Raw genomic sequence first — 25,914 nt, forward strand, 5'->3', positions numbered from 1 at the left:
CCGCCAGCCGGCGAGGCCATTCCATGCAAGAAACCTACCAGCACCAAGCGATCGAGGCAGCCATCCAGGCCGCCTGGGGTCAGGATGACGTCTACCGCGTCGTTGAAACCACCGACAAGCCGCCGTATTACGCCTGCTCCATGCTGCCCTACCCGAGCGGCAAGCTGCACATGGGCCACGTGCGCAACTACACCATCAACGATATGCTCACGCGCCACCTGCGCATGAAGGGCCACAGCGTGCTGATGCCGATGGGCTGGGACGCCTTCGGCCTGCCGGCCGAGAACGCGGCGCTCAAGAATGGCGTGCCGCCGGCCAAGTGGACCTACGACAACATCGCCTACATGAAGAAGCAGATGCAGGCGATGGGTCTGGCGATCGACTGGAGCCGCGAAGTGGCGACCTGCGATCCCGAGTACTACCGCTGGAACCAGTGGCTGTTCCTGAAGATGCTGGAAAAAGGCATCGCCTACCGCAAGACCCAGGTTGTCAACTGGGACCCGGTGGACATGACGGTGCTGGCCAATGAGCAGGTGATCGACGGCCGCGGCTGGCGTACCGGCGCGCTGGTCGAGAAGAAGGAAATCCCCGGCTACTACCTGAAGATCACCGATTACGCGCAGGAGCTGCTGGACCATGTGCAGGTCGGCAACCCCAAGGCCACACTGGACGGCTGGCCCGAGCGTGTGCGCCTGATGCAGGAAAACTGGATCGGCAAGAGCGCCGGCGTGCGCTTTGCCTTCACCCACGATGTCGCCGGTGCCGATGGCAAGCTGATCGGTGATGGCCGCATGTACGTGTTCACCACGCGTGCCGACACCATCATGGGCGTCACCTTCTGCGCCGTGGCGGCCGAGCACCCGCTGGCGCTGCACGCGGCTGCCGGCAACCCGGAGCTGGCCGCCTTCATCGAGAAGTGCAAGCAGGGCGGCACCACCGAAGCCGAGCTGGCGCTCAAGGAAAAAGAGGGCATGCCGACCGGCCTGCACGTGGTGCACCCGATCAGCGGGGAGTCAGTGCCGCTGTGGGTCGGCAACTACGTGCTGATGGGTTATGGCGATGGCGCCGTGATGGGCGTGCCCGGCCATGACGAGCGCGATTTCGCCTTTGCCCTCAAGTACGGCATTCCGATCAAGCAGGTGGTGGATGTGCTCGGTGCCGAGCACTACGATTTCACGCGCTGGCAGGAGTGGTACGCCGACAAGACCAAGGGCATCACCATCAACTCCGACAAGTTCAGCGGCCTGTCCTGCGCCGATGCGGTAGACAAGGTGGCGGCCGAGCTGTCGGCACTGGGCCTGGGCGAGAAAAAGACCACCTGGCGCCTGCGCGACTGGGGCATCAGCCGCCAGCGCTACTGGGGCACGCCGATCCCGATCATCCACTGCGTCAGCTGCGGCCCGGTGCCGGTGCCCGAGAAGGACCTGCCGGTGGTGCTGCCTGATGACTGCATCCCGGACGGTTCCGGCAACCCGCTGCACAAGCACGAAGGCTTCCACGCCGGCGTCACCTGCCCGCAGTGCGGCAAGCCGGCGCGCCGCGAGACCGACACCATGGACACCTTCGTGGACAGTTCCTGGTACTTCATGCGCTACACCTGTGCGCAGAACAACACCGCCATGGTCGATTCGCGCACCAACTACTGGATGCCGATGGACCAGTACATCGGCGGTATCGAACACGCCATCCTGCACCTGCTGTATGCGCGCTTCTGGACCAAGGTGATGCGCGACATGGGCCTGGTGGACTGCGACGAGCCGTTCAAGCGCCTGCTGACGCAGGGCATGGTGCTCAACCACATCTACAGCCGCCGCACCGCCAAGGGCGCCAAGGAATACTTCTGGCCGAGCGATGTCGACCATGTGCTGGATGAGGAAGGCAAGGTCATCGGCGCGAAGCTGAACAAGGCAGTGCCTAGCGCTGACGGCGAGCTGCCGGCGGGCACCGCGATTGACTACGAGGGCGTGGGCACCATGTCCAAGTCCAAGAACAACGGCGTGGATCCGCAGGCGCTGATCGACAAGTACGGTGCCGACACCGCGCGCCTGTACACCATGTTCACCGCACCGCCCGAGCTGACGCTGGAGTGGAACGATGCCGCGGTCGAAGGCAGCTACCGCTTCCTGCGCCGCGTCTGGAACTTTGCCGTCAAGCACCAGGCCGCCCTGCGCGCCGGCATTGCGGCACCGGAACTGGCCGCCATCAGCGCGGCCGGCAAGCAGCTGCGCTTCGAGATCCACACCACGCTGGGCCAGGCCAACTACGACTACGAGCGCATGCAGTACAACACGGTGGTGTCTGCCGTGATGAAGATGCTGAATACGCTGGAAGCGGCCAAGTTGACGGAGAGCGCCGACGACCAGGCTGCGCTGGCCGAGAGTTTCTCGATCCTGCTGCGCGTGCTCTACCCGGTGTGTCCGCACGCCACCTGCCACCTGTGGAACGAGCTCGGCTACGCGGCTGTCAGCGGCCCGCTGCTGGACGCGCCCTGGCCGGCAGTCGACCCGGCAGCGCTGGTGCAGGACGAGATCGAGCTGATGCTGCAGATCAACGGCAAGCTGCGCGGCAGCATCCGTGTGCCGGCCGATGCCGACAAGGACGCGATCGAGGCGGTTGCGCTGGCGACCGAGGCCTTTGCCAAGTTTGCCGAGGGTGCCAAGCCGAAGAAGGTGGTAGTGGTGCCCAAGCGCCTGGTCAACATCGTGGTCTGAGGAGAACGGCATGCAGCGCAGACAGATTCTGGCCATCACGGCACTGGGCGCCAGCAGCCTGCTGGGCGCCTGCGGCTTCCGTCTGCGCGGCAAGGCCGATTACGCTTTTGGTGCCATCTACGTGGCACCGGCCGAGCGCGATACGGTCAACCACTTCGTGCGGCGCATGCTGGGCCACCAGCAGGCGCAACTGGCCAGCAGTGCCGAGAGCGCCGATGTGGTGCTGCGCATCCTGCAGGACCAGCCGAGCCAGAGCACCGAAGTGATTACCTCCAGCGGTCTGGCGCAGGAAGTGACGCTGGGGCTGGCCGTCACCTTTGATGCCGTGGATCGCCAGGGCCGCACGCTGATGGCACCGGCCACCATCCGCCTGGTACGTGATATCAACTACAGCGAAACCTACCAGCTGTCCAAGGTCGCCGAGATCCAGGGCCTGTACCGAGACATGCGTATCGACGCCGCGCGCCAGATCCTGCGCCGCCTCGACGCCGTACAAGAACCCCGCTGATTGCTGCATGCAGATTTACGCTGACCATCTGGCCGCCCACCTGAAACAGGGCTTGCGTTCGCTTTACACCGTGCACGGCAATGAGCCCTTGCTGGTGCAGGAGGCGGTCGATGCCATCCGCGCCACGGCGCGCCAGTCCGGTTACACCGAGCGCACCTCGCACACGGTGCAGGGCGCGAACTACGACTGGGGCGAAGTGGTGGCGGCGACGCAATCGCTGTCGCTGTTTGCCGATCGCCAGATCGTCGAGATCCATGTGCCTGGCGGCAAGCCCGGCAAGGAGGGCTCGCAGGCGCTGCAGCAGGTCGCCGAATCGGCGCAGGGCAATGACGGCACGTTGGTGATCGTGACGCTGCCGCGGCTGGACAAGCAGACGAAGGCATCGGCCTGGTTTGTCGCGCTGGAAAACCAGGGCGTCACCGTGCCGGTGGAAAGCGTGGAGCGCAATGCGCTGCCGCAATGGATTGCCCAGCGCCTGCGCCTGCAAGGCCAGCATGTGGCGGCCGGCGCCGAGGGCGAGCATGCGCTGCGCTTCTTTGCCGACCGCGTCGAGGGCAACCTGCTGGCGGCGCACCAGGAGGTGCAGAAACTCGGCTTGCTCTATCCGCATGGCGAGCTCAGCGCGCAGCAGATCGAGGCGGCCGTGCTCAACGTGGCGCGTTACGACGTGTTCAAGCTGAGCGAGGCAGTGCTGGCTGGCCAGTTCGAGCGCGTGCAGCGCATGATGGACGGGCTGCAGGCCGAAGGTGAAAGCGAGGTGCTGGTGCACTACGCGCTGGCCGAGGACATCCGCGCGCTCGAGCGTGTGCGCGAGGCGCTGGACCAGGGCAAGCCGCTGCCGATGGCGCTGCGCGAACAGCGCATCTGGGGCATGCGCGAGCGCCTGTTCGAGCGCGTGGCGCCGCGCATGACGGCGACTTCGTTGGCCGGCCTGCTGCATGCCGCCCACGTGGTGGACGGCATCGTGAAAGGGATCAAGAGCCCGGATTGGCCGGTGGATAGCTGGCAGGCGCTGCAGCGCCTGGCCTTGCAGCTGTGCCGTCAGGCGGCCGAGGCGCGTCCGCGCTGAACATCCAGGCCTCTGGTCGCAGCTGGCGCATGTCAAAGCCGGTCGGCTGCTGGTACAGGCGCAGGCCGAACTCCGGCAGCTGCGCCAGCACATGGTCGAACAGGTCGCCCTGGATGCGCTCGTACTCGGTCCAGACAATGGTGTTGGTAAAGCAGTAGATCTCCACCGGAATGCCATGCGGCGACGGGTCCATGATGCGCACCATGCGCAGCATGTCCTGGCGGATTTCCGGGTGGTTTTCCAGATAGCTCAGCACATAGGCGCGGAAGGTGCCGAGGTTGGTCAGCCGGCGCAGGTTGGCCGGGTCGCCGGCGGCCTCCTTGGGCAGCTGCTCCAGCCGACGCTGGTTCTCGTCGGCAATCGCCACTTCCTTTTCGTGCAGGTAGCCGCGTAGCAGGTGCAAGCGGTGCAGCCGGGTGCGCTGCTCGTCGTTCAGGAACTGCACCGAGGTGGCATCGACCGGAATCGTGCGCTTGATGCGGCGGCCGCCCGAATCGCGCATGCCGCGCCAGTTGCGGTAGCTTTCCGACATCAGGCGCCAGGTCGGGATCGTGATGATGGTCTTGTCCCAGTTCTGCACCTTGACCGTGTGCAGCATCATGTCCACCACCTCGCCATCGGCACCGGCCTGCGGCATGTCGATCCAGTCGCCCACGCGCAGCAGGTCGTTGTTGGCCAGCTGCATGCCGGCGATGAAGGACAGGATGGTGTCCTTGAACACCAGCATCAGCACGGCGGACAAGGCACCCAGACCGGAGAGCAGCAGCAGCGGCGAGCGGTCGATCAGCACCGCCACCACCACGATCAGGCCGCCCATGGTCAGCAGCAGCTTGGCCAGCTGCACATAGCTCTTGAGCGACAGCTGCTGGCGCGGCGAAGTCATGGTGTGCAGCGACTGATAGGCCAGCAGCGCATCCAGCAGGGCGAGTAGCACGCGCACCACGTACCAGACCGCCAGCGCGGACAGCACGCTGGACATCAGCGTGAATACGGTGCCACTGGAAAACGGCGACAGCTGCATGCCGATCTGCACCAGCAGCGGCCCTGGCACACGGGCGGCGCGGCGCAGCACGCGCTCGTCCAGCACCACATGCACGCCGGCGGACAGGTTCTGCAGCCGGCCCATGACCTGGCGGCGCAAGGTCAGCAGAGCGAACTCCAGCAACAGGCGCAGCCCGATGGCCAGCGTCATCAGGCCGGCAAACAGCGTGAACATGCGCAGGCCGGGTGGCCAGGAGGCCGGCAGGGCCAGGGTGAGCTGTTGCAGCAGGACCTGCAGGCTGTCCTGCAGGTTGAGGTCGATGCGTTCAGGCATGGGCAAACAGGTGCGACAGCCGGGGCTGCCGGCCGGGATCGTTAACGGAAATGCGTCATGCAGCTTATCATGGAGGGATGGGCCCCTGTGGCCAGGTTGCCGGATGGGCTGGCAGCCTCCCTGTTATTCCGGATTCCAAGCGTCATGAGTACCGATGTGCATGTCCTGATGCAGCAGATGGGCGAACGCGCCCGCGCTGCCTCCACCCTGATGGCGCGCGCCAGCGCCGCCCACAAGAACACCGCCTTGCGCGAACTGGCACGCCTGCTGGGCGAGGCCGGCGCGCAACTGGCCGATGCGAATGCAAAAGACATCGCGCGCGCCGAGCAGAACGGCCTGAGCGCGCCGATGGTGGACCGCCTGCGCCTGACGCCGAAAGTGATCGAGACCCTGCAGGAAGGCTGCCTGCAGCTGGCCGCCATGCCGGACGCGATTGGCACCATCAGCGGCATGCAGGAGCAGCCCAGCGGCATCCGCGTTGGCCAGATGCGCGTGCCGATTGGCGTGTTCGGAATGATTTTCGAGAGCCGTCCCAACGTCACCATCGAGGCTGCCAGCCTGAGCATCAAGAGCGGCAACGCCTGCATCCTGCGCGGCGGCAGCGAGGCGATCGATTCCAACCTGGCACTGGCGGCGCTGGTGGCACAGGCGCTGCAGGCGGCTGGCCTGCCGGCTGATGCGGTGCAGATGGTGCCGACTACCGATCGAGTCGCGGTGGGCCGCCTGATCGCCATGCCCGAGTACGTGGACGTGATCATCCCGCGTGGCGGCAAGAGCCTGATCGAACGCATCAGCGCCGAGGCCAAGGTGCCAGTGATCAAGCACCTGGATGGCAACTGCCACACTTACGTGGATGATCCCTGCGATCTGGACATGGCGGTCAAGGTGGCCGATAACGCCAAGACGCAGAAATACAGCCCCTGCAACGCGACCGAAAGCCTGCTGGTGGCCGAGGCCGTGGCAGCTGATTTCCTCCCGCGCATTGGCCGCATCTATCAGGACAAGGGCGTGGAAATGCGCTGCGATGCCGCATCGCGCGCGATTCTGGCAGCCGCGCTGCCGCAGGCGCAACTGGTGGACGCCAGCGAAGAGGACTGGGGCACCGAGTATCTGGCAGCAGTGATCAGCATCAAGGTCGTGGGCGGGCTGGACGAGGCGATTGCGCATATCAACCGCTATTCCTCGCAGCACACCGAAGCGATCCTCACCACCGATCACATCCACGCCCAGCGCTTCCTGCGCGAGGTGGACTCCAGCAGCGTGATGGTCAACGCCAGTACGCGTTTTGCTGACGGCTTCGAATACGGTCTGGGTGCCGAAATCGGCATCAGCACCGACAAGTTCCACGCGCGTGGCCCGGTCGGCATCGAAGGCCTGACCTCGCTCAAGTACGTGGTGCTGGGGCAGGGCGAAGTGCGGAACTGAGTGCTGCCAGCGGCAGCCGGGGCCTAGTCCTCGCTGCCGCGCAGCACCTGCCGCACCACATCGCCGCCAAAGCCGCGGCTGGCGAGAAAGCGCATCTGCTTCGCACGTTCCTGCGGCGTGGCGGGCGGCTGGCTGAACTTGCGCTGCCAGACTTCGCGCGCACGTTCCAGTTCCGTGCCTTCGAGCGTGTCCAGCGCCTGTTCAATGGTGCTGTCGTCCAGGCCCTTGCGGCGCAGCTCCTGCGCGATGCGTGCCGTACCGAGCTTGCCGGCACGGCGATAGACCAGCGATTGCGCGGCGCGCTCGTCGGACTGGAACTGCTTGTGCTGCATCTCGTCCAGCACGGCGTGGATGGCGGCCAGACGCTCTGCCGGCTCCAGGCCGGCTTCCGGGGGCTGGAGTTCGGCTTCGGTCAACGCGTCGGCATGGGCGCGGGCGCGCAGTTCCAGCCAGTGCAGCAGCTTGCGCTCCATCTCGGCACGCGAATAATCGCGCGCTGCCAGCAGCGCCAGCGCCTTGCCCTTGAGCGAGAGGGTGACGGGGCGCATGTCAGCAGCGCTCCCGCCACGACTGGCTGCGATCAGGCCTCGACATCGTCGGTGATGTCGCCATCCACGGTGTCGCTGCTCGTAGCGACGGACGCCATGCCGCTGATGCCCAGGTGTTCGCGCACCTTGTTCTCGATCTCGCGTGCCAGCGCCGGGTTCTCGCGCAGGAACTCGCGCGTGTTGTCGCGGCCCTGGCCGATCTTCTCGTCGTTGTAGGAATACCAGGCACCGGCCTTGTTGACGATGCGTGCCTCGACCGCCATGTCGATGATCTCGCCTTCGCGGCTGATGCCGGTGCCGTACAGGATGTCGAAACGGGCTTCCTTGAATGGCGGCGCGACCTTGTTCTTGACCACCTTGACCTTGGTTTCGCTGCCGACGACTTCGTCCCCCTTCTTGATGGTGCCGACGCGGCGGATGTCCATGCGCACGCTGGAGTAGAACTTGAGCGCGTTGCCGCCGGTGGTGGTTTCCGGGCTGCCGAACATGACGCCGATCTTCATGCGGATCTGGTTGATGAAGATGACCATGCAGTTGGTCTTCTTGATGGTGGCGGTGAGCTTGCGCAGCGCCTGGCTCATCAGGCGTGCCTGCAGGCCGGGCAGCTGGTCGCCCATGTCGCCTTCGATTTCGGCCTTGGGCGTGAGGGCGGCGACCGAGTCGATCACGATCAGGTCGACCGCGCCGCTGCGCACCAGGCTGTCCACGATCTCGAGCGCCTGCTCGCCGGTATCGGGCTGGCTGATCAGCAGCTCATGCAGCTGCACGCCGAGCTTTTGCGCGTATTGCACGTCCAGCGCGTGTTCGGCATCGACGAAGGCGCAGGTGCCACCGACCTTCTGCATTTCGGCGATGACCTGCAGGGTGAGCGTGGTCTTGCCGGAAGATTCCGGGCCGTAGACCTCGATCACGCGGCCGCGCGGCAGGCCGCCGACACCCAGCGCCACGTCCAGGCCGAGCGAACCGGTGCTGACAGTCTGGATGTCCTGCACGGGCTCGCCTTCGCCCAGGCGCATGATGGTGCCCTTGCCGAACTGCTTTTCGATCTGCGCCAGTGCGGCTTGCAGTGCTTTTGCCTTTTCTGCCTGATCAATCGTGCTCATGGAATGCTCCTGGTTAAATGAGGTGAAAAGTATTATATGTCAAAACATACAGCATGTATGCATGAGCAGGAGTATAGGCGAGGGTAGAATCAAAAAATCATGATTAAAGGGCAGTTTGCATGACTAACTATCTGCAGGAACCACGCTATACCACGGGCGATTGGCGCGCCAGCCATCTGGGCCGCCTGCTCGGCGAAGCCTTGCGCCGCTTTGATGCACGCGTGCTGCAGCTGATGGCACACGATCCCGAAGTGCCGCTGGCGCTGTCCAACTTGGCAGCGCGGCAGCAGGTGAGTGCGGCACATGTGCACATCACGCGGCATTTGTCCTTGCAAGGCAACCGGCTGACCGAGCTGGCCGAGGCTGCCGGCATGCGCAAGCAGGCCATGGCGGCCCTGGTGGACCAGTGCGAGGCCTGGGGCATCGTGCAGCGCGGGCCCGATCCGCGCGATGCGCGTGCGCGCCTGATCGTGTTCACGCCGCAGGGTCTGGCCTGGTTGGGTGGTTTTGAGCGCGCCGTGGCGCAGGCAGAGCGTGAATTTCGTGAGGCGGTGGGGACGGAGGTGGCGACGGTGGTGGCGCTGGGGCTGGAGGTGTACAACCAGTAAGCTAGGCCTGTCAGGGACTGTTGTTCAGGAGAATGGGGAGATCAGAATGAGATAACTGTCTGTACTGTGACATTTTTCACACTTGAGACTTAACCGACTAGCTTGGTTAAGAGATGCAAAAGATTGCAGGGGTTATATAACTTTTTTATGTAAATAGATGCATGCAACATGCTGCATTGGTTGCTTTGTCAATGATGAGGTGGAGACATGAACAAGTCGTATAAATCGGTCTGGAATGAGGCGCTGGGCGCTTGGGTCGCAGTTTCGGAAATAGAGTCGGCGCGTGGCAAGAAGAGCCACAAGGCGGTCCGGTCGGTCTTGGGCTTGTCGACGCCGGAAGACACAGGTGGTGGGCGCAAGTGGATGCTGCTGTCGGCAATGGTTGTGGCTTTGTCGGCTGTGCTGCCGTTGACGGTGCAAGCGCAACCGGTCGTCAAGTGCGAGATCGGTACCGGCGCGAGCAGCCTGCTATGTGATCCAGACAGGACCAATGGCGGCACGACATCGGCTTCCGGTGCCAGCGCGATCGCCATTGGCAAGGCGGCGAATGCGGCTGGTGATAGTGCCGTGGCGACCAACCAGGCGATTGCTGCAGGGCAGACGCACTACTACAGCGTCAACGATGGCGGCGTGCCTCAGGGCAACTACAACAACGATGGTGCCAGTGGCGTGAACTCGGTAGCCGCCGGCGTCAATGCGATGGCTTCCGGCGGCACTGCAGTCGCCATAGGCGACGGGGCATCCGCAAACACGAACGGCTCGCTCGCGTTGGGACGAGGTGCCGAGACCCAGCTGGCGTTTCCGTCCAACCCGAGTTCTGTCGGTAATGGCGAGAAATCGGTTGCGATCGGCTTTGGGGCAATCACCGCAGCAACCAGTTCGACGGCAATTGGCTATGGTGCAAAGACCTATGCGATCGACAACCTCCAGCCGCATAGCAGCGTGGCGATCGGTACCAGCTCGCTAGCCGGCGGCGTTGGTTCGACGACAGTGGGGTCGCAGTCCGGCATGGACACACATTCCCATGTCAACCTGGCGCTTGGCTGGAAAGTGGGTAACACGATCTATGGGACGGGGACCAACGTTGCCATCGGCAGCAACGGGACAGGCAGCAATTTGTTTGCCGATACCACCAATGTCCGAAACCAGGTGGCTGGAGAGAGCGTCGCAATCGGCATGAACGCCGGTTCGAACGTCAATGCGGCTCCTACCGGGTACTCCCACTACATGCCAGGACCAGGCCATAGCATTTTCATTGGAAATGGCGCAGGGAGCCCATCCACCGGCGACGTCAATGTGTTTGTCGGTCAACTTGCCGGCAGAAGTACAGTCGGCAGTTCGAACGTCGGCCTGGGTTTGTTCAGTGGTTGGTTTGTTAAGGGAGATCGCAACGTTGGTGTAGGCGAATTCGCAGGCGAAGGCGCAATTGGCAACAACAATTCATCGTATGGCTTCAATGCGGGCTCGCACCTGACTGGCGACGGCAATATTGCCATTGGTGAAAACTCCGCACGAAACACGACTGGCAATTACAACACCGCAATTGGCAAGGGTGCGGGTGCCAACACTATTGGCAGCGACAACCTTGCGTTGGGTAGCGGTGCAAATATGGCGGCGGGGACCGCACCGTTGACCGTTGATCGGGCAGTGGCGCTAGGCCAGAAAGCGGTGGCGGTCGGCAACGACTCAATCGCCCTGGGCACCATGTCCGTGGCAGGCACCACTAGCGGTCGCCATTGGCAAGGGCGCGCAGGCGCTGGGCAACCAGTCGATCAGCATTGGCACGGGTAACGTGGTCACTGGCCACAACTCCGGTGCCATCGGCGACCCGACCTACATCGACGCTGACAGCAGCTACGGGATCGGCAATAACAACGCGATCACCAGTGCGGCACCGAACGCGTTCATCCTGGGCAACAATAACGTTGTCAACTCCAGCAACACATATGTTCTTGGCAGCAACGTCAATAACTCGGCTACTGCTGGCGCGACACCCGTTCCCTACGGCAAGACGGCCGAGAACTCGGTCTATCTGGGTGACAACAGCACGGCCAGTACGGCCAGCGGCATAGGTACGGCCAACCTTACCCGTACCTATACGGCTGGCACCACCACGACAGGGGGCCTGACCGGGACCGTGGATACGGCCACGGTGCAAGGCATCACCTACGGCGGCTTTGCCGGTAAGACCAGCGTGGGTGCGGTGTCGGTTGGCGCAGCCGGCGAGGAGCGCCGCATCCAGAACGTCGCTGCGGGTGAAATCAGTGCCACCAGCACCGATGCCATCAACGGCAGCCAGCTGTATGCGACGGCCGACAAGCTGGTCACGACTGGCCTGAACTTCACTGATGCCGCCGGCACCAATATCGTGCACAAGGATCTGGGTGGCACGCTGCCCATCATTGGCGCGACGACTCAGGTGGCGGCAGGCCTGTCGGCTGATGCCGCAGTAGCCGGACCGTACACGGCCAAGAACGTGCAGACGTTTGCCGATAAGGCGACTGGCCAGATTCAGGTGCAGATGGCAGATAACCCGGTGTTCTCGAACGTGCAGGCCACGACGCTGACCACCACGGGAGCGGTGAATGTCGGTGGTCCGTTGACAGTGACGGGCGGCACAACGCTGAACGGCCCGCTGGTGGTGAACAACACGGCAACTTTCAACCAGGGTGCCGACATGGCCGGCAACAAGATCGTCAACGTAGCCAAGGGCACCGATGATACCGATGCCGTGAACGTCAGCCAGCTGAACCAGCTGAAGACAGATGGCCTGAACTTCAGTGGCAACGAGGGCAGCACGGAGCACCGTGATCTGGGCCAGACGCTGGCGATCCGCGGCCTGGCATCGGCGGCAGGCAGCTATAGCGGCACCAACCTGAAGACGGTGACCGATTCTGCAACGGGCGCGATCCAGCTGCAAATGGCGGATTCGCCCAAGTTTGGCAATGTGACCATCAACGCCGACGGCGGTGGCAAGATCACTGGCGTGACGGCCGGCACGGCGGCGACCGATGCGGTCAACGTCAGCCAGCTCAACAGCGTGCAGCAGATCGCCAACAAGGGCTGGAACCTGGCCACTGACACGGGTACCGCCAGCAACGTCAAGCCCGGCGATACCGTGCAGCTGACCAACATCGATGGCAACATCCTGATCAGCAATATCGGCAACACGGCGACCTTCAATCTGGCCAACAACCTGAACGTTGACAGCGTGAATGCCGGCGGCACCGTCATCAACAACGAGGGCCTGACCGCAGGCAACACCAAGGTCACCAGCAACGGCCTGGAGATCAATGGTGGCCCGAGCGTGACCCAGGGCGGCATCAATGCAGCCGGCACCACCATCAGCAACGTCAAGGCCGGCGTGGCAGATACCGATGCCGTCAACTACGGCCAGCTGAAGGACGTGGCGGCTGTGGCCAATGCCGGCTGGGACATCGGCAATGCCGCTGGCAAGGTCGGCAACGTGGCCCCAGGCAAGCGCGTGGACTTTGTTGCAGGTAACACCAGCACGCGTGTGGATGTAACGCAGGATGCCACCGGCACGTCCAAGGTGACGGTCTCGGCTGCTCCGTCTGCGCTGCAGTACACCACGACCAACACCGCAGCCGGTGGCAACACGCCCGCGGCAGATCCGTTCACCAGCACCAGCCAGGTGACGCTGGTCGGCCCGAATGGCGATACCAGCAGCGGCGTCACGATCAACAACGTGGCACCGGCGACCCTGTCGGCTGACAGCAAGCAGGCCGTGAATGGCAGCCAGCTGCACCAGACTGGCCAGAACATCGCCAACGTGCTAGCACCTACAACGCCACGACCAACACCGTGAATGCGGGCCTGAATGTGGGAGGCAAGACCTACACCACGGTCAACGACGCGCTGCAGGCAGTGGACCTGACTGTCAATCCGGGCTGGAACCTGCAGGCCAATGGTGGTACCAGCAGCCATATCGCTGGCAATGACACTGTCAACGTGATCGATGGCAAGAACACCACGGTGTCGCTGCGCGACAAGCAGCTGCAGGTGAACGTGGTGGACAACCCGACCTTTACCGGCGAAGTGACCTTGCAGGGCGGAACTACCGTGGGCGATCACCTGACGGTGCAGAAAGGTGCCACGGTGAACATGGGCGGCAACACGATCAACAACGTGGCTCCAGGCGAAGTCAGCGCGACCAGCACGCAGGCCGTCAATGGCTCCCAGTTGTTTGCCGTCGATCAGAAGATCAGCAATCTGGGTGACCAGATCAACGGCGTCGCCAAGGATACCTATGCCGGCGTCGCCAATGCCATTGCTACGGCCTCGATCCCGCAGGTGACGATGCCGGGTGCCAAGGGCGTGGCTGTAGCCGGTGGTACCTACCATGGCCAGTCCAGCATGGCGGTGGGTGTCTCCGGCATGTCGGACAACGGCAAGTGGATCTTCAAGGGCAACCTGTCGACCAACACGCAAGGGCACCTGGGTGCCGGCGTAGGTGCGCTCTACCAGTGGCGCTGACGGGATCCGGCGTCACGCCTGCCGCGTGACGCCGACCCGGATCATGGATTCAATACATTCAATCTGGAGCAAAGAACATGAACAAGCACACACTGGGCCGCCTGACGGGCGCACTGCTGACCGTGGTAGCGGCCGCCGGACTGGCCGCCTGTACCTCCACCGTGAGCCGTGGCGTGAATGACCAGGGCCAGGCCGACGAGATTATCTTCCCTGACATCGACAAGACCTCGGGCATCCACGAAGGCATCTTCCCGAACGTGGAAAACCTGCGCAAGATCAGCAATGGCGTCACCAAGGATGACCTGTACTACCTGATCGGGCGTCCGCACTTCCGCGAGACCCTGGGCGCGCGCGAATGGGACTACGTGATGAAGTTCCGCGAAGTGCCGCATGGTCCAGTCACGATCTGCCAGTACAAGGTGATCTTCGACAAGGACATGAAGGGCCAGTCCTTCTACTGGGCCCCGGAGGATTGCGCACGCTTCGTGAATGGCCAGCCGCTGGCAGCGCCGGCCAAGTCGCACGTGATCAGCCTGAAGGGCGATACGCTGTTCCGTTTTGACGGTTCGGCACTGGCTGACATGCTGCCGGGTGGCCGCTCCGAACTGGACCGCCTGGCCGGTGAGCTGCGCCAGCTGGACAGCAACTCGCACATGCGCGTGGTGGGCCATACCGACCGACTGGGCAGCGATGCCTACAACCTGGCGCTGTCGCAGCGTCGTGCAGAAACCGTGCGTCGCTATCTGGTCGATCAGGGCGTGCCCGCGGCCAACATCTCTGCCGCAGGCATGGGCGAAAGCCAGCCGGTGGTGCAGTGTACCGATACCGCGCGCGCAGCACTGGTCGCCTGCCTGCAGTCGAACCGCCGCGTTGATGTGGAGATCAGTGGCGCGCGCTGATCGTTATCCCCTCGCCGGATGAAGGGAAACCGCATGCATGTACTGCATGCGGTTTTTTCATGGGCGAGGAGCCGGGCGGGCGCTGCTGCGCCCGATGATCAGCTGTTGTCTTCGCCGCGCTTGTCAGAATGCGCCTGATACGCCTTGCCACGTCCGCGTGCCGAGGCGTGGATCTTCATGTTGACCGGATCCTGCTTCAGCACGTTCTGGCGCAAGGCTGCCGGCTGGATGTCGGTCGGCATCGCGCCATGCGCCTGGGCACTGGCCTTGCCGCTGATATCGGTGTGCTGCTCCATGGCATCGTGCAGCGGGTTGTCGTGCGCCTCGCGTGAGGCCGCCAGGGCATCGCGCACATCCTGCTTCAGGGTTTCGATGTCCATGGCCGGACTGTCATCGGCAGCGGCCTGGCGGGTCTGCTTGCGTTTGGCTCCGGACTTCTTGCCCATCACCTTGCCAGCGGTTTCGGTCACCTTGTCCAGGCGCAGCTGGAAACGCTGCAGCACATCGGCCAGCACGTCGGACTTGAGTTGTGTGCGGGCGTTTTCACCACCGTGCTGGGAGCGTGCCGTCTTGCCTTCGGCGGTGCGGCTGGTCCGGGTTTCCACCGTCTGGCGGCGATACAGGTCACGGTACTTGTCGCGCAGGCTGCGGCTACGGTCAATCGCCTTGCGCAGCTGCTGGACACTCAGCTGGCCGATCGACTGGCGGCGGCTGTCCTGGAACAGGCTCAGTTCATCAGGGGTCAGCAGCGGGCGGACTTGGCGCAGGGTATAGGTCGTCATGGCGTGTCTCCTTCTCGTGTTGAACCATGACTTCAGCCTAAATGGCCAGGGCGCATGCCGGTGTCAGACAAGGGCGGACATGGCTGTAGTGCCAAGCGTGCAATCTGTCTGCAGGATGGGCGCATCAGTGGCAAATATCACGACCGTTCACAAATTGCTGCGGCGCGTCATCCTTCCGTAACGTCATAGGGAGTAAGATTGCTGCGTTGCAACAAAATTGAAGAAGAACACCATGAACCTCCACGACCTGCCCACCTCCCTCGAAGAGACCCTGTTCAACCCGGCCGCCGTGCGTCTGGATGGCAAGCGCATCCTGATCCTGGGCGTGGCCAATGCCAGCTCCATCGCCTACGGCTGTGCCGCTGCCATGCGCAGCCTGGGTGCCGAGCTGGCGCTGACCTACCTGAATGACAAGGCCAAGCCGCATGTGCAGCCGCTGGCCGAGCAGCTGGGCGTGGCGCCCGAGCTGTTCATGCCGATGGACCTGCGCCAGGAAGGCTCGCTGGAGGCGGTGTTCGAGACCGTGCGCCAGCAGTGGGGCAAGCTGGATGCCGTGGTGCACTCGATTGCCTTTGCCCCGGCACAGGACCTGCACGGTCCGCTGGTGGACAGTTCGGCCGACGGCTTCCTGCAGGCCATGGACATTTCCTGCCACTCCTTCATCCGCACCGCCAAGCTGGCGGTCCCGCTGATGACAGATGGTGGCCAGCTGATTTCCATGAGCTACCATGGTGCCCAGGAAGTGGTGGACAACTACGGCCTGATGGGCCCGGTCAAGGCGGCGCTGGAGTGCACCGTGCGCTACTTGGCCAACGAGCTGGGCGAGCAGAACATCCGCGTCAACGCCGTGTCTCCCGGCCCGATGCGTACCCGCGCCTCCTCCGGCATCAACGAGTTTGACGCCCTGATCGAGGACGCCGTGACGCGCGCCCCGCTGGGTCGCCTGGTGACGCTGGAAGAAGTCGGTTATGCCGCTGCCCAGCTGTGCACCCTGGCCGGTAGCGGCCAGACCGGCAGCGTGGTCTATGTGGACGGTGGCCACAACATCAAGGCCTGATTCCCGTCGGCTTGCATGACAAGGGCGCGCTGGCAACAGCGCGCCCTTGTTGTTTCCGGAAGGCCGGATTCAGCGCCGCGTGGCGGGGCTGGTCGGTGATTGCGGTGTGCTGGCGGCAGCCGCGCCGGAAGCGGCGCTCGCTGGCGGACGTGGCTGGAAGATCTGGTACAGCGCACCCGCCGGTGCCGGCAGGTAGGGACTGCTGGCCGGTGCTAGGGTTGCCGCGGCAGAAGCCGGCGACGAAGCCGCAGAGGCCGGCGTAGTGGCCGCTGCCGGGGCGACATTGGCAACGGTAGCGGCTGGCAACGGCGCGCTCGCCATGGCCTCGGTGCTGCGCACCGCCATCGGCAGGCCGTTGCCGTTCTGCGTCAGCATCGCCGTGCCCTTGGGGGGCCAGGGCATGTCGGCCACGCGCAGCGGCGTGCCCATCGGGCGGCTGCTGCGGCCGACCGAGGTGGCGGCGATATCGGCTTCGTTCGGGTATTGGCCCATCAGCCAGTAGTCGAGCACGCGGCGCGCGATCGGGGCTGCGGCGGTGGCACCAAAACCGGCGTTTTCCACGATCACGGCCACGGCAATCGTCGGATTGTCGGCCGGCGCAAACGCCACGTAGAGCGAGTGGTCACGCTTGCGCTCGGCCAGTGCGGCCGCGTTGTAGCGCTGGCCCTGCGCAATCGATACCGCCTGGGCAGTACCGGTCTTGCCGCCGCTCAGGTAGCCGGCACCGGCAAACACGCCGCGGCCGGTACCTTCCAGCGTCACGCCCACCATGCCGTTCTTGACCATGGTGATGTGCTCGGGCTGGTAGCCCAGGTCCTGCGCCGGGTCCCGCTCCGGCGTGTGCAGCTGGCGCGTTTCCGGATCCTGCAGCGATTGCACCACGCGCGGCTCGTACTTGTGGCCGCCGTTCACCAGCGTCGCCAGCGCATTCGCCAGCTGCAGCATGGTGAAGCTGTTGTAGCCCTGGCCAATGCCGAGCGAAATCGTCTCGCCGGCCAACCACTTCTGCTGGGCCGCGCGCTTGTAGGTGTTGCGCTTCCACTCGGGGCTGGGCAGGATGCCGCGCGTCTCGCCGCGTATGTCGATGCCGGAGGACTGGCCAAAGCCGAGCGGTGCCATGAAATCATGGATCTTCTGCACGCCCATCTCGTGCGCCAGCGAGTAATAGTAGACGTTGCTCGACTTGACGATGCTGCGGTGCAGGTTGACGCTGCCCAGCGCATGGCCGCTGCGGAAGCGGTGGCTGCCGAACATGTAGTAGCCGGGATCGTGGATCGTGGTGCCGGCGGTGCGGGTGCCGGTTTCCAGTGCCGCCAGCGCCATGAAGGGCTTGTAGGTGGAGCCGGGCGGGTAGGTGCCGCGGATCGCGCGGTTCAGCAAGGGCGTGTCCGGCGAATTGTTCAGCGCATTCCAGCTCTCGTGGTCGATGCCGTCGACAAACAGGTTGGGATCGAAGGTCGGGGCGCTGACCAGTGCCAGCACCTGGCCGTCACGCGGATCGATCGCCACCAGCGCGCCACGGCGCTTGCCGAACAGCTGCTCCACCATCATCTGCAGCTTGATGTCGACCGACAGGATCACGTTCTGTCCCGGCGTGGACGGGGTGCTGGCGAGCCGGCGCACGACAAAGCCGCCGGCGGTGGTTTCCATCTGCTCGCGGCCGGAGGTGCCGTGCAGCTGCTCCTCGTAGGCCTGCTCCACGCCGAGCTTGCCGATATGCTCGGTGCCCTTGTAGTTGTCGGCCAGGTCGCTGTCCTCGATGCGTTCCTTCTCGCGCTGGTTGATGCGGCCGATATAGCCGATCAGATGGCTGCCGGCTTCGGTGTACGGGTAGTAGCGGTAGAGCCGGGCATTGATGGCCACGCCCGGAAAACGGTAGCGCTGTGCCGAGAAGCGCGCGATTTCTTCCTCGCTCAGGCGGCTGCGCAGCGGCACTGCCTCGAAGCTGCGGCTGTCCTGGCGCAAGCGCTTGAAGCGGCGCCGATCGGCATCGGAAATCGGGATGATCTCGGCCAGCGCATCAATCGTCTCGTCCACGTCATCGATCTTGCTGGGCGTCAGCTCCAGCGTGTAGGCCGAGTAGTTGGTCGCCAGCACGATGCCGTTGCGGTCCATGATCTGGCCGCGGCTGGGCACGATCGGCAGCAGGGCGGTGCGGTTGCGTTCGGCCTGTTCCAGGTAGGTGTCGTGGCGCGCGATCTGCAGCACGCTCCAGCGCCAGACCAGCAGGCTGAAGCAGATCAGCACCAGCGCGCCCATGGCCAGCAGGCGCAGCCGGAAGGCGCTCTGCTGCGCCTCGGCGTTGCGGATATCACTGGCGGAATGCAGTCCGGACATCATGGCCACAGGCGGCTCACAGTGGACGCGTCAGGTCGCGGTCGGGCGCGAGGCGCTGCGGTGCCAGCAGCAGCAGGCTGATGAAGGGCCACAGCACGGCCTCGATCACCGGCGCCAGCAACAGCGACCAGCCGGGAAAATCGCCACCGGCAATCAGGCGCAGCAGCCACAGGCAGCCATGGCCCAGCAGCAGGATGCCGAACACCTGCAGCATCTGCGACCAGGGCGAGAACCATTGCAGGTGGCGGCGCGACAGGTGCATCAGGCAGGCCACGATGCTGTAGGCCAGCGCGTGCATGCCGAGCAAGGTCGTGTGGTGCACGTCCATCACCAGCCCGCACAGGAAGGCGATCGTCACGCCGACGAACAGCGGCTGCTGCAATACCCAGAAGGCCAGCACCAGCAGCAGGATGTCGGGCACCCAGGGCGTGCGGCCAAACGGCAGCAGGTTCAGCAGCAGCGCCACGAACAGGCTGCCGACGATGAACCAGGGCTTGACGGGCAGCAGCAGCTGCTCGGTGCGGTGCAGGCTCATGGCGCGCTCCCTGTCGATGCCGGCTGGCTGGCGGCATCAGCCGCGGCTGCGGCGGCCTCCTGCTGCACCACCGGTTGCGGATCCAGCACCAGCACATAGCCGAGCGCCAGCGGGCGTGCCGAAGGCTGCACCTGCACGCGCGAGAACGAGGTGCTGCTCTGGCGTTCGACCACGGTCACGGTACCGACCGGCAGGCCGGCCGGGTAGATGCCGCCGCTGCCGCTGGTGGTGAGCACGTCACCGACCTGGAAATCGGCATTGTGCGAGACAAAGCGCACTTCCAGCATGCCGGCTTGGGAAGCTTCGCCATCGCCAAAGGCCAGGCCACGCTGGCCGCTGCGCGTGTTGAGGATGGGCACGGAATACTCGGGGTTGTCGATCAGCGAGACTTCGCTGCTGAGCGGGAACACGCGGATCGTCTGGCCGAGCAGGCCGGTGGAGTCGATCACCGGCGAGCCCAGTGCCACGCCCTGGGCGCTGCCCTTGTTGATGACGACCTTGCGCGTGAACGGATCGGGCGCGATATAGACGATCTCGGCGGCGCGTGCCTGGATCGGCAGCGCCTGCTGCAGGCTGAGCATCTGGCGCAGTTGTTCGTTTTCACGCTGCAGCAGCTCGGCGCGCTGGGCCTTGAGTGCCTGCTGTGCAATCAGCAGGGCGGCCTGCTCCTGGCTCTGGCGCGCGCTGTCCAGCGTGGTGACGTAATCGCCCATCAGGTTGACCGATTTCACCGGTTGCGCGCTCAGCCACTGCAGCGGCGCCAGCACGGTGGCCAGCACCGATCGCGCCGAATTGCCCACCTGAAAGCGGCTGTCGGCCAGCATCAGGAACACCGCCACGATGGCGGCGATGCCCAGTTGGGTCAGGGGAGACGGCCCGCGATGGAACAGGCGGGGCGTGCTGCGTTCCAGGGTGTCCAGGGCCATGGCAGGCGTATCTGGCAGAACCGGCGTGCAGCCGGCTCCGACAGAACTCAGTCGTCGGTGAAGATGCTGCCGAGGCGGTCCATGCGCTCCAGCGCGATGCCGCAGCCGCGCACCACGCAGGACAGCGGGTCTTCGGCCACCAGCACCGGCAGGCCGGTTTCTTCGGCCAGCAGGCGATCCAGGTCACGCAGCAGGGCGCCACCGCCGGTCAGCATCATGCCGCGGTCGGCAATGTCGGCACCCAGTTCGGGCGGGGTCTGCTCCAGCGCGGTCTTGACGGCGCTGACGATCTGGTTGAGCGGCTCGCTCAGCGCCTCGAGGATCTCGTTGCTGCTGATGGTGAAGCTGCGCGGCACGCCTTCGGACAGGTTACGGCCCTTGACTTCCATCTCCTTGACTTCGGAGCCGGGGAAGGCAGAACCGATTTCCTTCTTGATCGCCTCGGCGGTCTGCTCGCCGATCAGCATGCCGTAGTTGCGGCGGATGTAGTTGATGATGGCGTCGTCGAAACGGTCGCCACCGACGCGCACGCTGCCCTTGTAGACCATGCCGCCCAGGCTGATCACGCCGACTTCGGTGGTACCGCCGCCGATGTCGACCACCATCGAGCCGCTGGCTTCGGACACCGGCAGGCCGGCACCGATGGCGGCGGCCATGGGCTCCTCGATCAGGAACACGTCGCTGGCGCCGGCGCCAAGGGCCGCGTCACGGATGGCGCGCTTCTCGACCTGGGTCGAGCCGCAGGGCACGCAGACAATGATGCGCGGGCTGGGGCGCAGCACCGAGCGCGGATGCACCATCTTGATGAACTGCTTGATCATCTGCTCGGTGACGACGAAATCGGCGATCACGCCGTCCTTCATCGGGCGGATCGCGTCGATGTTGCCGGGCACCTTGCCAAGCATCGCCTTGGCGTCACGGCCGACGGCCTGGATCACCTTGCGGCCGTTGGGGCCGCCTTCGTGGCGGATCGCCACGACGGAGGGCTCGTCCAGGACGATGCCCTTGTCACGGGTGCAGATCAGGGTGTTGGCGGTGCCGAGGTCGATGGCCAGGTCAGTCGAGAAGTACCGGCGGAAACCAGAAAACATGGGTAGGATCCTTCAAGCCCGTCGCAAGAGATGCCTGCGGCGGCGCTGCATATGGGGGAAGTGTCTGTTTCGGGAAGGGGATGCGGGCGCTGCGGGCACCATGGCGATCGTCTTGGACAGGACGTTGGCAACGGCATTGCGCACGGCCATTCGCAGACCGGTTCCAAACCTAGGATAATACCTTATCCGCCGTATTGCGTCAGTATCCGAACGTCACTTTTGGCGTCCGGTCAAGCCCTTTTGTTGCATTGCACCATCAGCCCTGCAGCAGCTGCCCGGCACTGGCGTGGCGTTCATCCGACAAGAGATTGCTCCATGTCCCTTACCGCAGAAAATATCGCCTCCATTGCCAAGCTGTCCCGGCTGTCGCTGACCGCCGAGGAAAGCCCGCGCCTGCAGGATCATCTCAACCAGTTTTTCGACACCGTGGTCGGTGCCATGCAGGAGGTGGACACCACCGGCGTGCAGCCGCTGGCACACCCGACTGACGTGATGCAGGAAGTGGCCCTGCGCCTGCGCGACGACGTCGCCAGCGAACCCAACCAGCGCGAAGCCAACCAGCGCAGCGCCCCGGCGGTCGAGAACGGCCTGTTCCTGGTGCCCAAGGTGATCGAGTAAGGCCGCGTGCCTCCCACAGACCCGCAACAGATTTCCACCATGAGCGAATTCCACACCCAAACCGTGGCCGGACTGGGCCGCCTGCTGCAGAGCGGCCAGGCCAGTGCCACCGAACTGGCGCAGCATTTCCTGGCCCGTAGCCAGGCCCGCGCCGATATCAACGCCTACCTGAGCATCGATGCCGATGCCACGCTGCAGCAGGCAGCCCAGGCCGATGCGCGCATCGCCGCCGGCCAGGCCACGCCGCTGACCGGCGTGCCGATCGCGCACAAGGACGTGTTCGTCACGCGCGAGTGGCCGACTACCGCCGCCAGCAAGATGCTGGAAGGCTACCGCAGCCCGTTTGACGCCACCGTGGTGGCACGCCTGGGCTTTGGCAACCAGGACCAGGGCGGTCAGGATGCCGGTGCCGGCATGGTCACGCTGGGCAAGCTGAACATGGACGAATTTGCCATGGGCGCGGGCACCGAAAACTCCGCCTTCGGCAAGACGCTCAACCCCTGGGACCTGACGCGTGTGCCGGGTGGCTCCTCGGGCGGCAGCTCGGCGGCGCTGGCGGCGCAGCTGGCCCCCTGTGCCACCGGCTCCGATACCGGCGGCTCGATCCGCCAGCCGTCCTCGTTCTGTGGCGTCACCGGCATCAAGCCGACCTATGGCCGCGTCAGCCGCTACGGCATGATTGCCTACGCCAGCAGCCTGGACCAGGCCGGCCCGATGGCACACACGGCCGAGGACTGCGCGCTGCTGCTGAGCGCCATGAGCGGTGTGGATGCCGACCGTGATGCCACGTCGCTTGATGTGCCGGTCGAGGATTACAGCCTGAAGCTGAACGACAGCATCGACGGCCTGCGTATCGGCGTGCCGCGCGAGTTCATGGACGAAGGCCTGAGCGACGACGTGCGCGCCGCCGTGCAGGAGGCGCTGAAGGAATACGAAAAGCTGGGCGCGAAGCTGGTGGACATTTCCCTGCCGCTGGTGCCGGTGAGCATTCCGGTCTACTACATCATTGCCCCGGCCGAAGCCAGCAGCAATTTGAGCCGTTTCGATGGCGTGCGTTACGGCCATCGTGCTGCCCGGTACGGTGATTTGACCGACATGTACGAGAAGACACGCGAAGAAGGTTTTGGTGAAGAGGTCAAGCGCCGCATCCTGACCGGCACCTATGTGCTGAGCCATGGCTACTACGATGCCTACTACCTGAAGGCACAGCAGATCCGCCGCTTGCTGGCCGAGCAGTTGCAGCAGGCGTTTGCCCAGTGCGACCTGATCGCCGGCCCGGTGGCCCCGCGTGTGGCCGGCAAGCTGGGTGCCGAGAAGAGCCCGCTGGATGATTACCTGGCCGACATCTACACGCTGTCGGCATCGCTGGCCGGCCTGCCGGCGATGAGCGTGCCGGCCGGTTTCGGCGAGGCCGGCATGCCGGTTGGTCTGCAGTTGATTGGCAACTACCTGCAGGAAGGCCGCCTGCTGAACGCCGCCCACCGCTTCCAGCAAGCCACCGACTGGCATCAGCGCGCGCCGCAAGGAATCTGAGCACCATGAGCAAGAGCACAACGCAACTCGTCCAGGGCTATGAAGTCGTGATCGGCTTCGAGACGCATGCCCAGCTGTCGACCCAGAGCAAGATTTTCAGTCGCACCAGCATCGCCTTTGGTGCCGAACCCAACACCCAGGCCAGCGCCGTCTGCCTGGCGCTGCCGGGCACGCTGCCGGTGATGAACCGTGCCGTGGTTGATCGCGCCATCCGCTTCGGTCTGGCAGTGGGTTCGCATATCGCGCCGCGCAGCATTTTTGCGCGCAAGAACTATTTCTACCCGGACCTGCCCAAGGGCTACCAGATCAGCCAGTTCGAGATTCCGGTGGTGCAGGGCGGCGAGGTATCGTTCTACGTTGGTGACGAGAAGAAGACGGTGCGCCTGGTGCGTGCCCACCTGGAAGAAGATGCCGGCAAGTCGCTGCACGAGGATTTCATCGGCCAGAGCGGCATCGACCTGAACCGCGCCGGCACGCCGCTGCTGGAAATCGTGACCGAGCCCGACATGCGCAGCACCGAGGAGGCCGTGGCCTATGCCAAGGAGCTGCACAAGATCGTGACCTGGATCGGCATCTGTGACGGCAACATGCAGGAAGGCTCGTTTCGCTGCGATGCCAACGTCAGCGTGCGCAAGCCGGGTGAGCCGCTGGGCACGCGCCGCGAGATCAAGAACCTCAACAGCTTCCGCTTCATGCAGCAGGCGATCGATTACGAGATCCGCTGGCAGATCGAGCAGCTGGAAGACGGCTACGAGATCCAGCAGGCTACCGTGCTGTTCGATCCCGACACCGGCGAGACGCGCGCCATGCGGACCAAGGAAGATGCGGCCGATTACCGCTATTTTCCCGATCCCGACCTGCCGCCACTGGTGATTGCGCCTGAATGGGTGGCGCAAGTGCAGGCCGACATGCCGGAACTGCCGCGCCAGATGGCCGAGCGCTTTGTCCATGATTACGGTCTGCCCGAATACGATGCCAGCCAGCTGACGCTGAGCCGCGACATGGCGGCCTTCTTCGAGCAGGTGGCGCAGGCCAGCGGCCAGCCCAAGCTGAGCAGCAACTGGGTCATGGGCGAGCTGTCGCGCCGCCTGAATGCCGACGAGATCGAGGTCGCGCAAAGCCCGGTATCTGCCACGCAGCTGGCGGCGCTGATCCAGCGCATTGCCGACAGCACCATCAGCAACGCCGCCGGCCGCCAGGTGTTCGAGGCGCTGTGGACCGGTGAAGGCAACGAAGTCGATGCCCTGATCGAGGCCAAGGGCCTGAAGCAGATGAACGATACCGGCGCGCTGGAAGCCATCATCGACGAGGTGATCGCGGCCAACCCGGGCAACGTCGAACAATACAAGGCGGGCAAGGACAAGGCCTTCAACGCCTTGGTCGGCCAGGTCATGAAGGCCAGCAAGGGCAAGGCCAACCCGGGCCAGGTCAACGCGCTGCTGAAGCAGAAACTGGGCTGAGCCCCGCATCGATACGGAGACACGCGATGTCCATGCAATTGACGATTCTCGGCTGCGGCAACATGGGCCGCGCCATCCTCAGCGGCGTGCTGCGTGCCGGCCTGGTGCCGGCGCAGCAGGTGCGCATCACCTCGCTCAACGCCGCCGATGCGCAGTCCATGGCCGACGAGCTGGGCGTGCAGGTGGCTGCCAGCAACACCGAGGCGGTGCAGCAGGCCGATGTCATCATCCTCGGCGTCAAGCCGCAGCAATATGCCGATCTGGCGGCCGAGATCCGTCCGCAGCTCAAGCCCGGCGTGCTGCTGGTATCGATTGCCGCCGGCATGACGATGGAGCGCCTCGAAACCATGTACGGCAGCGAGGCCAGACTGTTCCACGTGATGCCCAACACGCCGGCGCTGATCGGCCAGGGCATGACGGCGATCGCGCCGAATGCGCCGGTCACGCCGGATGAGCTGGAACTGGTCAAGTCGCTGTTTGCGGCCTGTGGCGAGGTGGTGCAGATTGGCGAGAAGGACTTCAGCGCCTTCATGGCGCTGGCTAGCTGCTCGCCGGCCTTCATCGATATCCTGATCGAGTCCATGGCCGATGCCGGCGTCGCTGCCGGCCTGCTGCGCGCCGATGCCCAGCGCATCGCGGCCCAGGCTGTGGCCGGATCGGCCCGCATGGTGCTGGACACCGGCGAGCACCCCGGGGTGTTGAAAGACCGGGTCTGCTCGCCCGGCGGCACCACGATTGCCGGCGTGAATGCGCTCGATGCCCATGGTTTCCGCCATGCGGTCAAGCAGGCGATTGCCGCCTGCATCGCGCGCGACCGCGAATTGCAGGGCTGATTCCGTCCCCCCTTGCCTGCCGATCCAGCGCCTGCCCATGCTCCGCTTGCCTTCCCTTC

General features: G+C 64.6%; 22 protein-coding genes and 1 pseudogene. 15 read left to right on the forward strand and 8 right to left on the reverse strand.

Annotation, left to right across the window (positions count from 1 at the left end):
• Positions 1-23 precede the first annotated feature (23 nt).
• From leuS to holA, 3 genes are read left to right on the forward strand one after another with little or no spacing between them, the layout of a single operon-like run.
• A complete protein-coding gene (leuS, locus tag ACI3EV_RS01040; RefSeq protein ID WP_337691960.1) occupies positions 24-2,711 on the forward strand; it encodes a leucine--tRNA ligase in 2,688 nt (895 codons plus the stop codon).
• Between the two features lie 10 nt (positions 2,712-2,721).
• Entirely contained in the window at positions 2,722-3,219 is a 498-nt protein-coding gene (gene lptE, locus ACI3EV_RS01045) for an LPS assembly lipoprotein LptE (RefSeq protein ID WP_018716141.1), read from the forward strand.
• A 7-nt stretch (positions 3,220-3,226) separates the two neighbouring features.
• Positions 3,227-4,288 carry a DNA polymerase III subunit delta gene (gene holA / locus ACI3EV_RS01050; RefSeq protein ID WP_337691959.1) on the forward strand — a complete coding sequence of 354 codons (1,062 nt, stop codon included), beginning with the start codon at positions 3,227-3,229 and terminating at the stop codon, positions 4,286-4,288.
• Here holA and ACI3EV_RS01055 read toward each other — a convergent pair.
• Positions 4,194-5,603, reverse strand: a complete 1,410-nt coding sequence (locus tag ACI3EV_RS01055) for a mechanosensitive ion channel family protein (RefSeq protein ID WP_018716139.1) — start codon at positions 5,601-5,603, stop codon at positions 4,194-4,196. The two genes, holA and ACI3EV_RS01055, sit on opposite strands and share 95 nt — an antisense overlap.
• A gap of 144 nt (positions 5,604-5,747) precedes the next feature.
• On the opposite strand from ACI3EV_RS01055, the gene ACI3EV_RS01060 reads away from it, so the two are divergent.
• A complete protein-coding gene (locus tag ACI3EV_RS01060) occupies positions 5,748-7,028 on the forward strand; it encodes a glutamate-5-semialdehyde dehydrogenase (RefSeq protein ID WP_337691958.1) in 1,281 nt (426 codons plus the stop codon).
• Between the two features lie 23 nt (positions 7,029-7,051).
• Here the strand turns inward: ACI3EV_RS01060 and recX are convergent, their stop codons facing one another.
• On the reverse strand, positions 7,052-7,576 hold the full coding sequence (gene recX / locus ACI3EV_RS01065; RefSeq protein ID WP_018716137.1) for a recombination regulator RecX: 525 nt from the start codon (positions 7,574-7,576) through the stop codon (positions 7,052-7,054).
• Between the two features lie 32 nt (positions 7,577-7,608).
• On the reverse strand, positions 7,609-8,679 hold the full coding sequence (gene recA, locus ACI3EV_RS01070; RefSeq protein WP_018716136.1) for a recombinase RecA: 1,071 nt from the start codon (positions 8,677-8,679) through the stop codon (positions 7,609-7,611).
• Positions 8,680-8,798: 119 nt separating this feature from the next.
• Between recA and ACI3EV_RS01075 the strand changes: the two genes are divergently transcribed.
• The 6 genes and pseudogenes from ACI3EV_RS01075 to ACI3EV_RS01100 all read left to right on the forward strand — a co-directional run bounded on the left by ACI3EV_RS01075 (position 8,799) and on the right by ACI3EV_RS01100 (position 14,683).
• The gene (locus tag ACI3EV_RS01075; RefSeq protein ID WP_329770618.1) at positions 8,799-9,287 is read left to right on the forward strand and encodes a MarR family transcriptional regulator; all 489 of its coding nucleotides are present in this window, start codon (positions 8,799-8,801) and stop codon (positions 9,285-9,287) included.
• A 207-nt stretch (positions 9,288-9,494) separates the two neighbouring features.
• Positions 9,495-11,078 (forward strand): ESPR-type extended signal peptide-containing protein, encoded by a 1,584-nt coding sequence (locus ACI3EV_RS01080; protein ID WP_329770619.1) that lies wholly within the window; start codon positions 9,495-9,497, stop codon positions 11,076-11,078.
• 445 nt (positions 11,079-11,523) lie between these two features.
• Positions 11,524-11,601: pseudogene (locus tag ACI3EV_RS01085) on the forward strand (hypothetical protein); the annotation flags it as partial.
• A gap of 363 nt (positions 11,602-11,964) precedes the next feature.
• Positions 11,965-13,116 (forward strand): hypothetical protein, encoded by a 1,152-nt coding sequence (locus tag ACI3EV_RS01090; RefSeq protein ID WP_405198054.1) that lies wholly within the window; start codon positions 11,965-11,967, stop codon positions 13,114-13,116.
• Positions 13,113-13,784 carry a YadA-like family protein gene (locus ACI3EV_RS01095; RefSeq protein ID WP_329770621.1) on the forward strand — a complete coding sequence of 224 codons (672 nt, stop codon included), beginning with the start codon at positions 13,113-13,115 and terminating at the stop codon, positions 13,782-13,784. The genes ACI3EV_RS01090 and ACI3EV_RS01095 overlap by 4 nt, the downstream gene beginning before the upstream one ends.
• A 77-nt stretch (positions 13,785-13,861) precedes the next feature.
• A complete protein-coding gene (locus tag ACI3EV_RS01100; protein WP_018716177.1) occupies positions 13,862-14,683 on the forward strand; it encodes an OmpA family protein in 822 nt (273 codons plus the stop codon).
• 98 nt (positions 14,684-14,781) lie between these two features.
• Here ACI3EV_RS01100 and ACI3EV_RS01105 read toward each other — a convergent pair whose 3' ends face one another.
• Entirely contained in the window at positions 14,782-15,465 is a 684-nt protein-coding gene (locus tag ACI3EV_RS01105) for a hypothetical protein (RefSeq protein ID WP_018716178.1), read from the reverse strand.
• Between the two features lie 232 nt (positions 15,466-15,697).
• On the opposite strand from ACI3EV_RS01105, the gene fabI reads away from it, so the two are divergent.
• Positions 15,698-16,522: an enoyl-ACP reductase FabI gene (fabI, locus tag ACI3EV_RS01110; protein WP_329770622.1), complete on the forward strand. Its 825-nt coding sequence runs from the start codon at positions 15,698-15,700 to the stop codon at positions 16,520-16,522.
• Between the two features lie 69 nt (positions 16,523-16,591).
• Here the strand turns inward: fabI and mrdA are convergent, their stop codons facing one another.
• The 4 genes from mrdA to ACI3EV_RS01130 are packed head-to-tail and all read right to left on the reverse strand — an operon-like array spanning position 16,592 to position 21,411.
• Positions 16,592-18,862, reverse strand: coding sequence for a penicillin-binding protein 2 (mrdA, locus tag ACI3EV_RS01115; protein ID WP_337691957.1), 2,271 nt, complete (start codon positions 18,860-18,862; stop codon positions 16,592-16,594).
• Between the two features lie 13 nt (positions 18,863-18,875).
• Positions 18,876-19,394 carry a rod shape-determining protein MreD gene (mreD, locus tag ACI3EV_RS01120; protein WP_329770624.1) on the reverse strand — a complete coding sequence of 173 codons (519 nt, stop codon included), beginning with the start codon at positions 19,392-19,394 and terminating at the stop codon, positions 18,876-18,878.
• Positions 19,391-20,320 carry a rod shape-determining protein MreC gene (mreC, locus tag ACI3EV_RS01125; RefSeq protein WP_329770625.1) on the reverse strand — a complete coding sequence of 310 codons (930 nt, stop codon included), beginning with the start codon at positions 20,318-20,320 and terminating at the stop codon, positions 19,391-19,393. The genes mreD and mreC overlap by 4 nt, the downstream gene beginning before the upstream one ends.
• 47 nt (positions 20,321-20,367) lie before the next feature.
• A complete protein-coding gene (locus tag ACI3EV_RS01130) occupies positions 20,368-21,411 on the reverse strand; it encodes a rod shape-determining protein (RefSeq protein WP_329770626.1) in 1,044 nt (347 codons plus the stop codon).
• A 315-nt stretch (positions 21,412-21,726) separates the two neighbouring features.
• Here ACI3EV_RS01130 and gatC point away from each other — a divergent pair, with 315 nt between their 5' ends.
• Genes gatC through proC form a run of 4 tightly spaced genes read left to right on the forward strand, consistent with a single transcriptional unit; the run spans position 21,727 to position 25,855 of the window.
• Positions 21,727-22,029 (forward strand): Asp-tRNA(Asn)/Glu-tRNA(Gln) amidotransferase subunit GatC, encoded by a 303-nt coding sequence (gene gatC / locus ACI3EV_RS01135; protein WP_329770627.1) that lies wholly within the window; start codon positions 21,727-21,729, stop codon positions 22,027-22,029.
• 39 nt (positions 22,030-22,068) lie between these two features.
• Complete coding sequence (gene gatA / locus ACI3EV_RS01140; protein WP_329770628.1) at positions 22,069-23,562, forward strand: Asp-tRNA(Asn)/Glu-tRNA(Gln) amidotransferase subunit GatA; 1,494 nt, start codon at positions 22,069-22,071, stop codon at positions 23,560-23,562.
• A 5-nt stretch (positions 23,563-23,567) separates the two neighbouring features.
• Positions 23,568-25,022 (forward strand): Asp-tRNA(Asn)/Glu-tRNA(Gln) amidotransferase subunit GatB, encoded by a 1,455-nt coding sequence (gatB, locus tag ACI3EV_RS01145; RefSeq protein WP_329770629.1) that lies wholly within the window; start codon positions 23,568-23,570, stop codon positions 25,020-25,022.
• A 32-nt stretch (positions 25,023-25,054) separates the two neighbouring features.
• A complete protein-coding gene (gene proC / locus ACI3EV_RS01150; protein WP_329770630.1) occupies positions 25,055-25,855 on the forward strand; it encodes a pyrroline-5-carboxylate reductase in 801 nt (266 codons plus the stop codon).
• Positions 25,856-25,914: the final 59 nt, after the last annotated feature.

The sequence above is a fragment of the Allobrachymonas wangyanguii genome, assembly GCF_045055315.1.
GTDB classification, from domain to species: Bacteria; Pseudomonadota; Gammaproteobacteria; order Burkholderiales; family Burkholderiaceae_C; genus Brachymonas; species Brachymonas wangyanguii.

What these genes read in the sequence shown, in the direction of transcription:
- leuS (WP_337691960.1), top strand. Translation starts at nt 24, where the DNA reads ATGCAAGAAACCTACCAGCACCAAGCGATCGAGGCAGCCATCCAGGCC.
- lptE (WP_018716141.1), top strand. Translation starts at nt 2,722, where the DNA reads ATGCAGCGCAGACAGATTCTGGCCATCACGGCACTGGGCGCCAGCAGC.
- holA (WP_337691959.1), top strand. Translation starts at nt 3,227, where the DNA reads ATGCAGATTTACGCTGACCATCTGGCCGCCCACCTGAAACAGGGCTTG.
- ACI3EV_RS01055 (WP_018716139.1), bottom strand. Translation starts at nt 5,603, where the DNA reads ATGCCTGAACGCATCGACCTCAACCTGCAGGACAGCCTGCAGGTCCTG.
- ACI3EV_RS01060 (WP_337691958.1), top strand. Translation starts at nt 5,748, where the DNA reads ATGAGTACCGATGTGCATGTCCTGATGCAGCAGATGGGCGAACGCGCC.
- recX (WP_018716137.1), bottom strand. Translation starts at nt 7,576, where the DNA reads ATGCGCCCCGTCACCCTCTCGCTCAAGGGCAAGGCGCTGGCGCTGCTG.
- recA (WP_018716136.1), bottom strand. Translation starts at nt 8,679, where the DNA reads ATGAGCACGATTGATCAGGCAGAAAAGGCAAAAGCACTGCAAGCCGCA.
- ACI3EV_RS01075 (WP_329770618.1), top strand. Translation starts at nt 8,799, where the DNA reads ATGACTAACTATCTGCAGGAACCACGCTATACCACGGGCGATTGGCGC.
- ACI3EV_RS01080 (WP_329770619.1), top strand. Translation starts at nt 9,495, where the DNA reads ATGAACAAGTCGTATAAATCGGTCTGGAATGAGGCGCTGGGCGCTTGG.
- ACI3EV_RS01090 (WP_405198054.1), top strand. Translation starts at nt 11,965, where the DNA reads ATGGCCGGCAACAAGATCGTCAACGTAGCCAAGGGCACCGATGATACC.
- ACI3EV_RS01100 (WP_018716177.1), top strand. Translation starts at nt 13,862, where the DNA reads ATGAACAAGCACACACTGGGCCGCCTGACGGGCGCACTGCTGACCGTG.
- ACI3EV_RS01105 (WP_018716178.1), bottom strand. Translation starts at nt 15,465, where the DNA reads ATGACGACCTATACCCTGCGCCAAGTCCGCCCGCTGCTGACCCCTGAT.
- fabI (WP_329770622.1), top strand. Translation starts at nt 15,698, where the DNA reads ATGAACCTCCACGACCTGCCCACCTCCCTCGAAGAGACCCTGTTCAAC.
- mrdA (WP_337691957.1), bottom strand. Translation starts at nt 18,862, where the DNA reads ATGATGTCCGGACTGCATTCCGCCAGTGATATCCGCAACGCCGAGGCG.
- mreD (WP_329770624.1), bottom strand. Translation starts at nt 19,394, where the DNA reads ATGAGCCTGCACCGCACCGAGCAGCTGCTGCTGCCCGTCAAGCCCTGG.
- mreC (WP_329770625.1), bottom strand. Translation starts at nt 20,320, where the DNA reads ATGGCCCTGGACACCCTGGAACGCAGCACGCCCCGCCTGTTCCATCGC.
- ACI3EV_RS01130 (WP_329770626.1), bottom strand. Translation starts at nt 21,411, where the DNA reads ATGTTTTCTGGTTTCCGCCGGTACTTCTCGACTGACCTGGCCATCGAC.
- gatC (WP_329770627.1), top strand. Translation starts at nt 21,727, where the DNA reads ATGTCCCTTACCGCAGAAAATATCGCCTCCATTGCCAAGCTGTCCCGG.
- gatA (WP_329770628.1), top strand. Translation starts at nt 22,069, where the DNA reads ATGAGCGAATTCCACACCCAAACCGTGGCCGGACTGGGCCGCCTGCTG.
- gatB (WP_329770629.1), top strand. Translation starts at nt 23,568, where the DNA reads ATGAGCAAGAGCACAACGCAACTCGTCCAGGGCTATGAAGTCGTGATC.
- proC (WP_329770630.1), top strand. Translation starts at nt 25,055, where the DNA reads ATGCAATTGACGATTCTCGGCTGCGGCAACATGGGCCGCGCCATCCTC.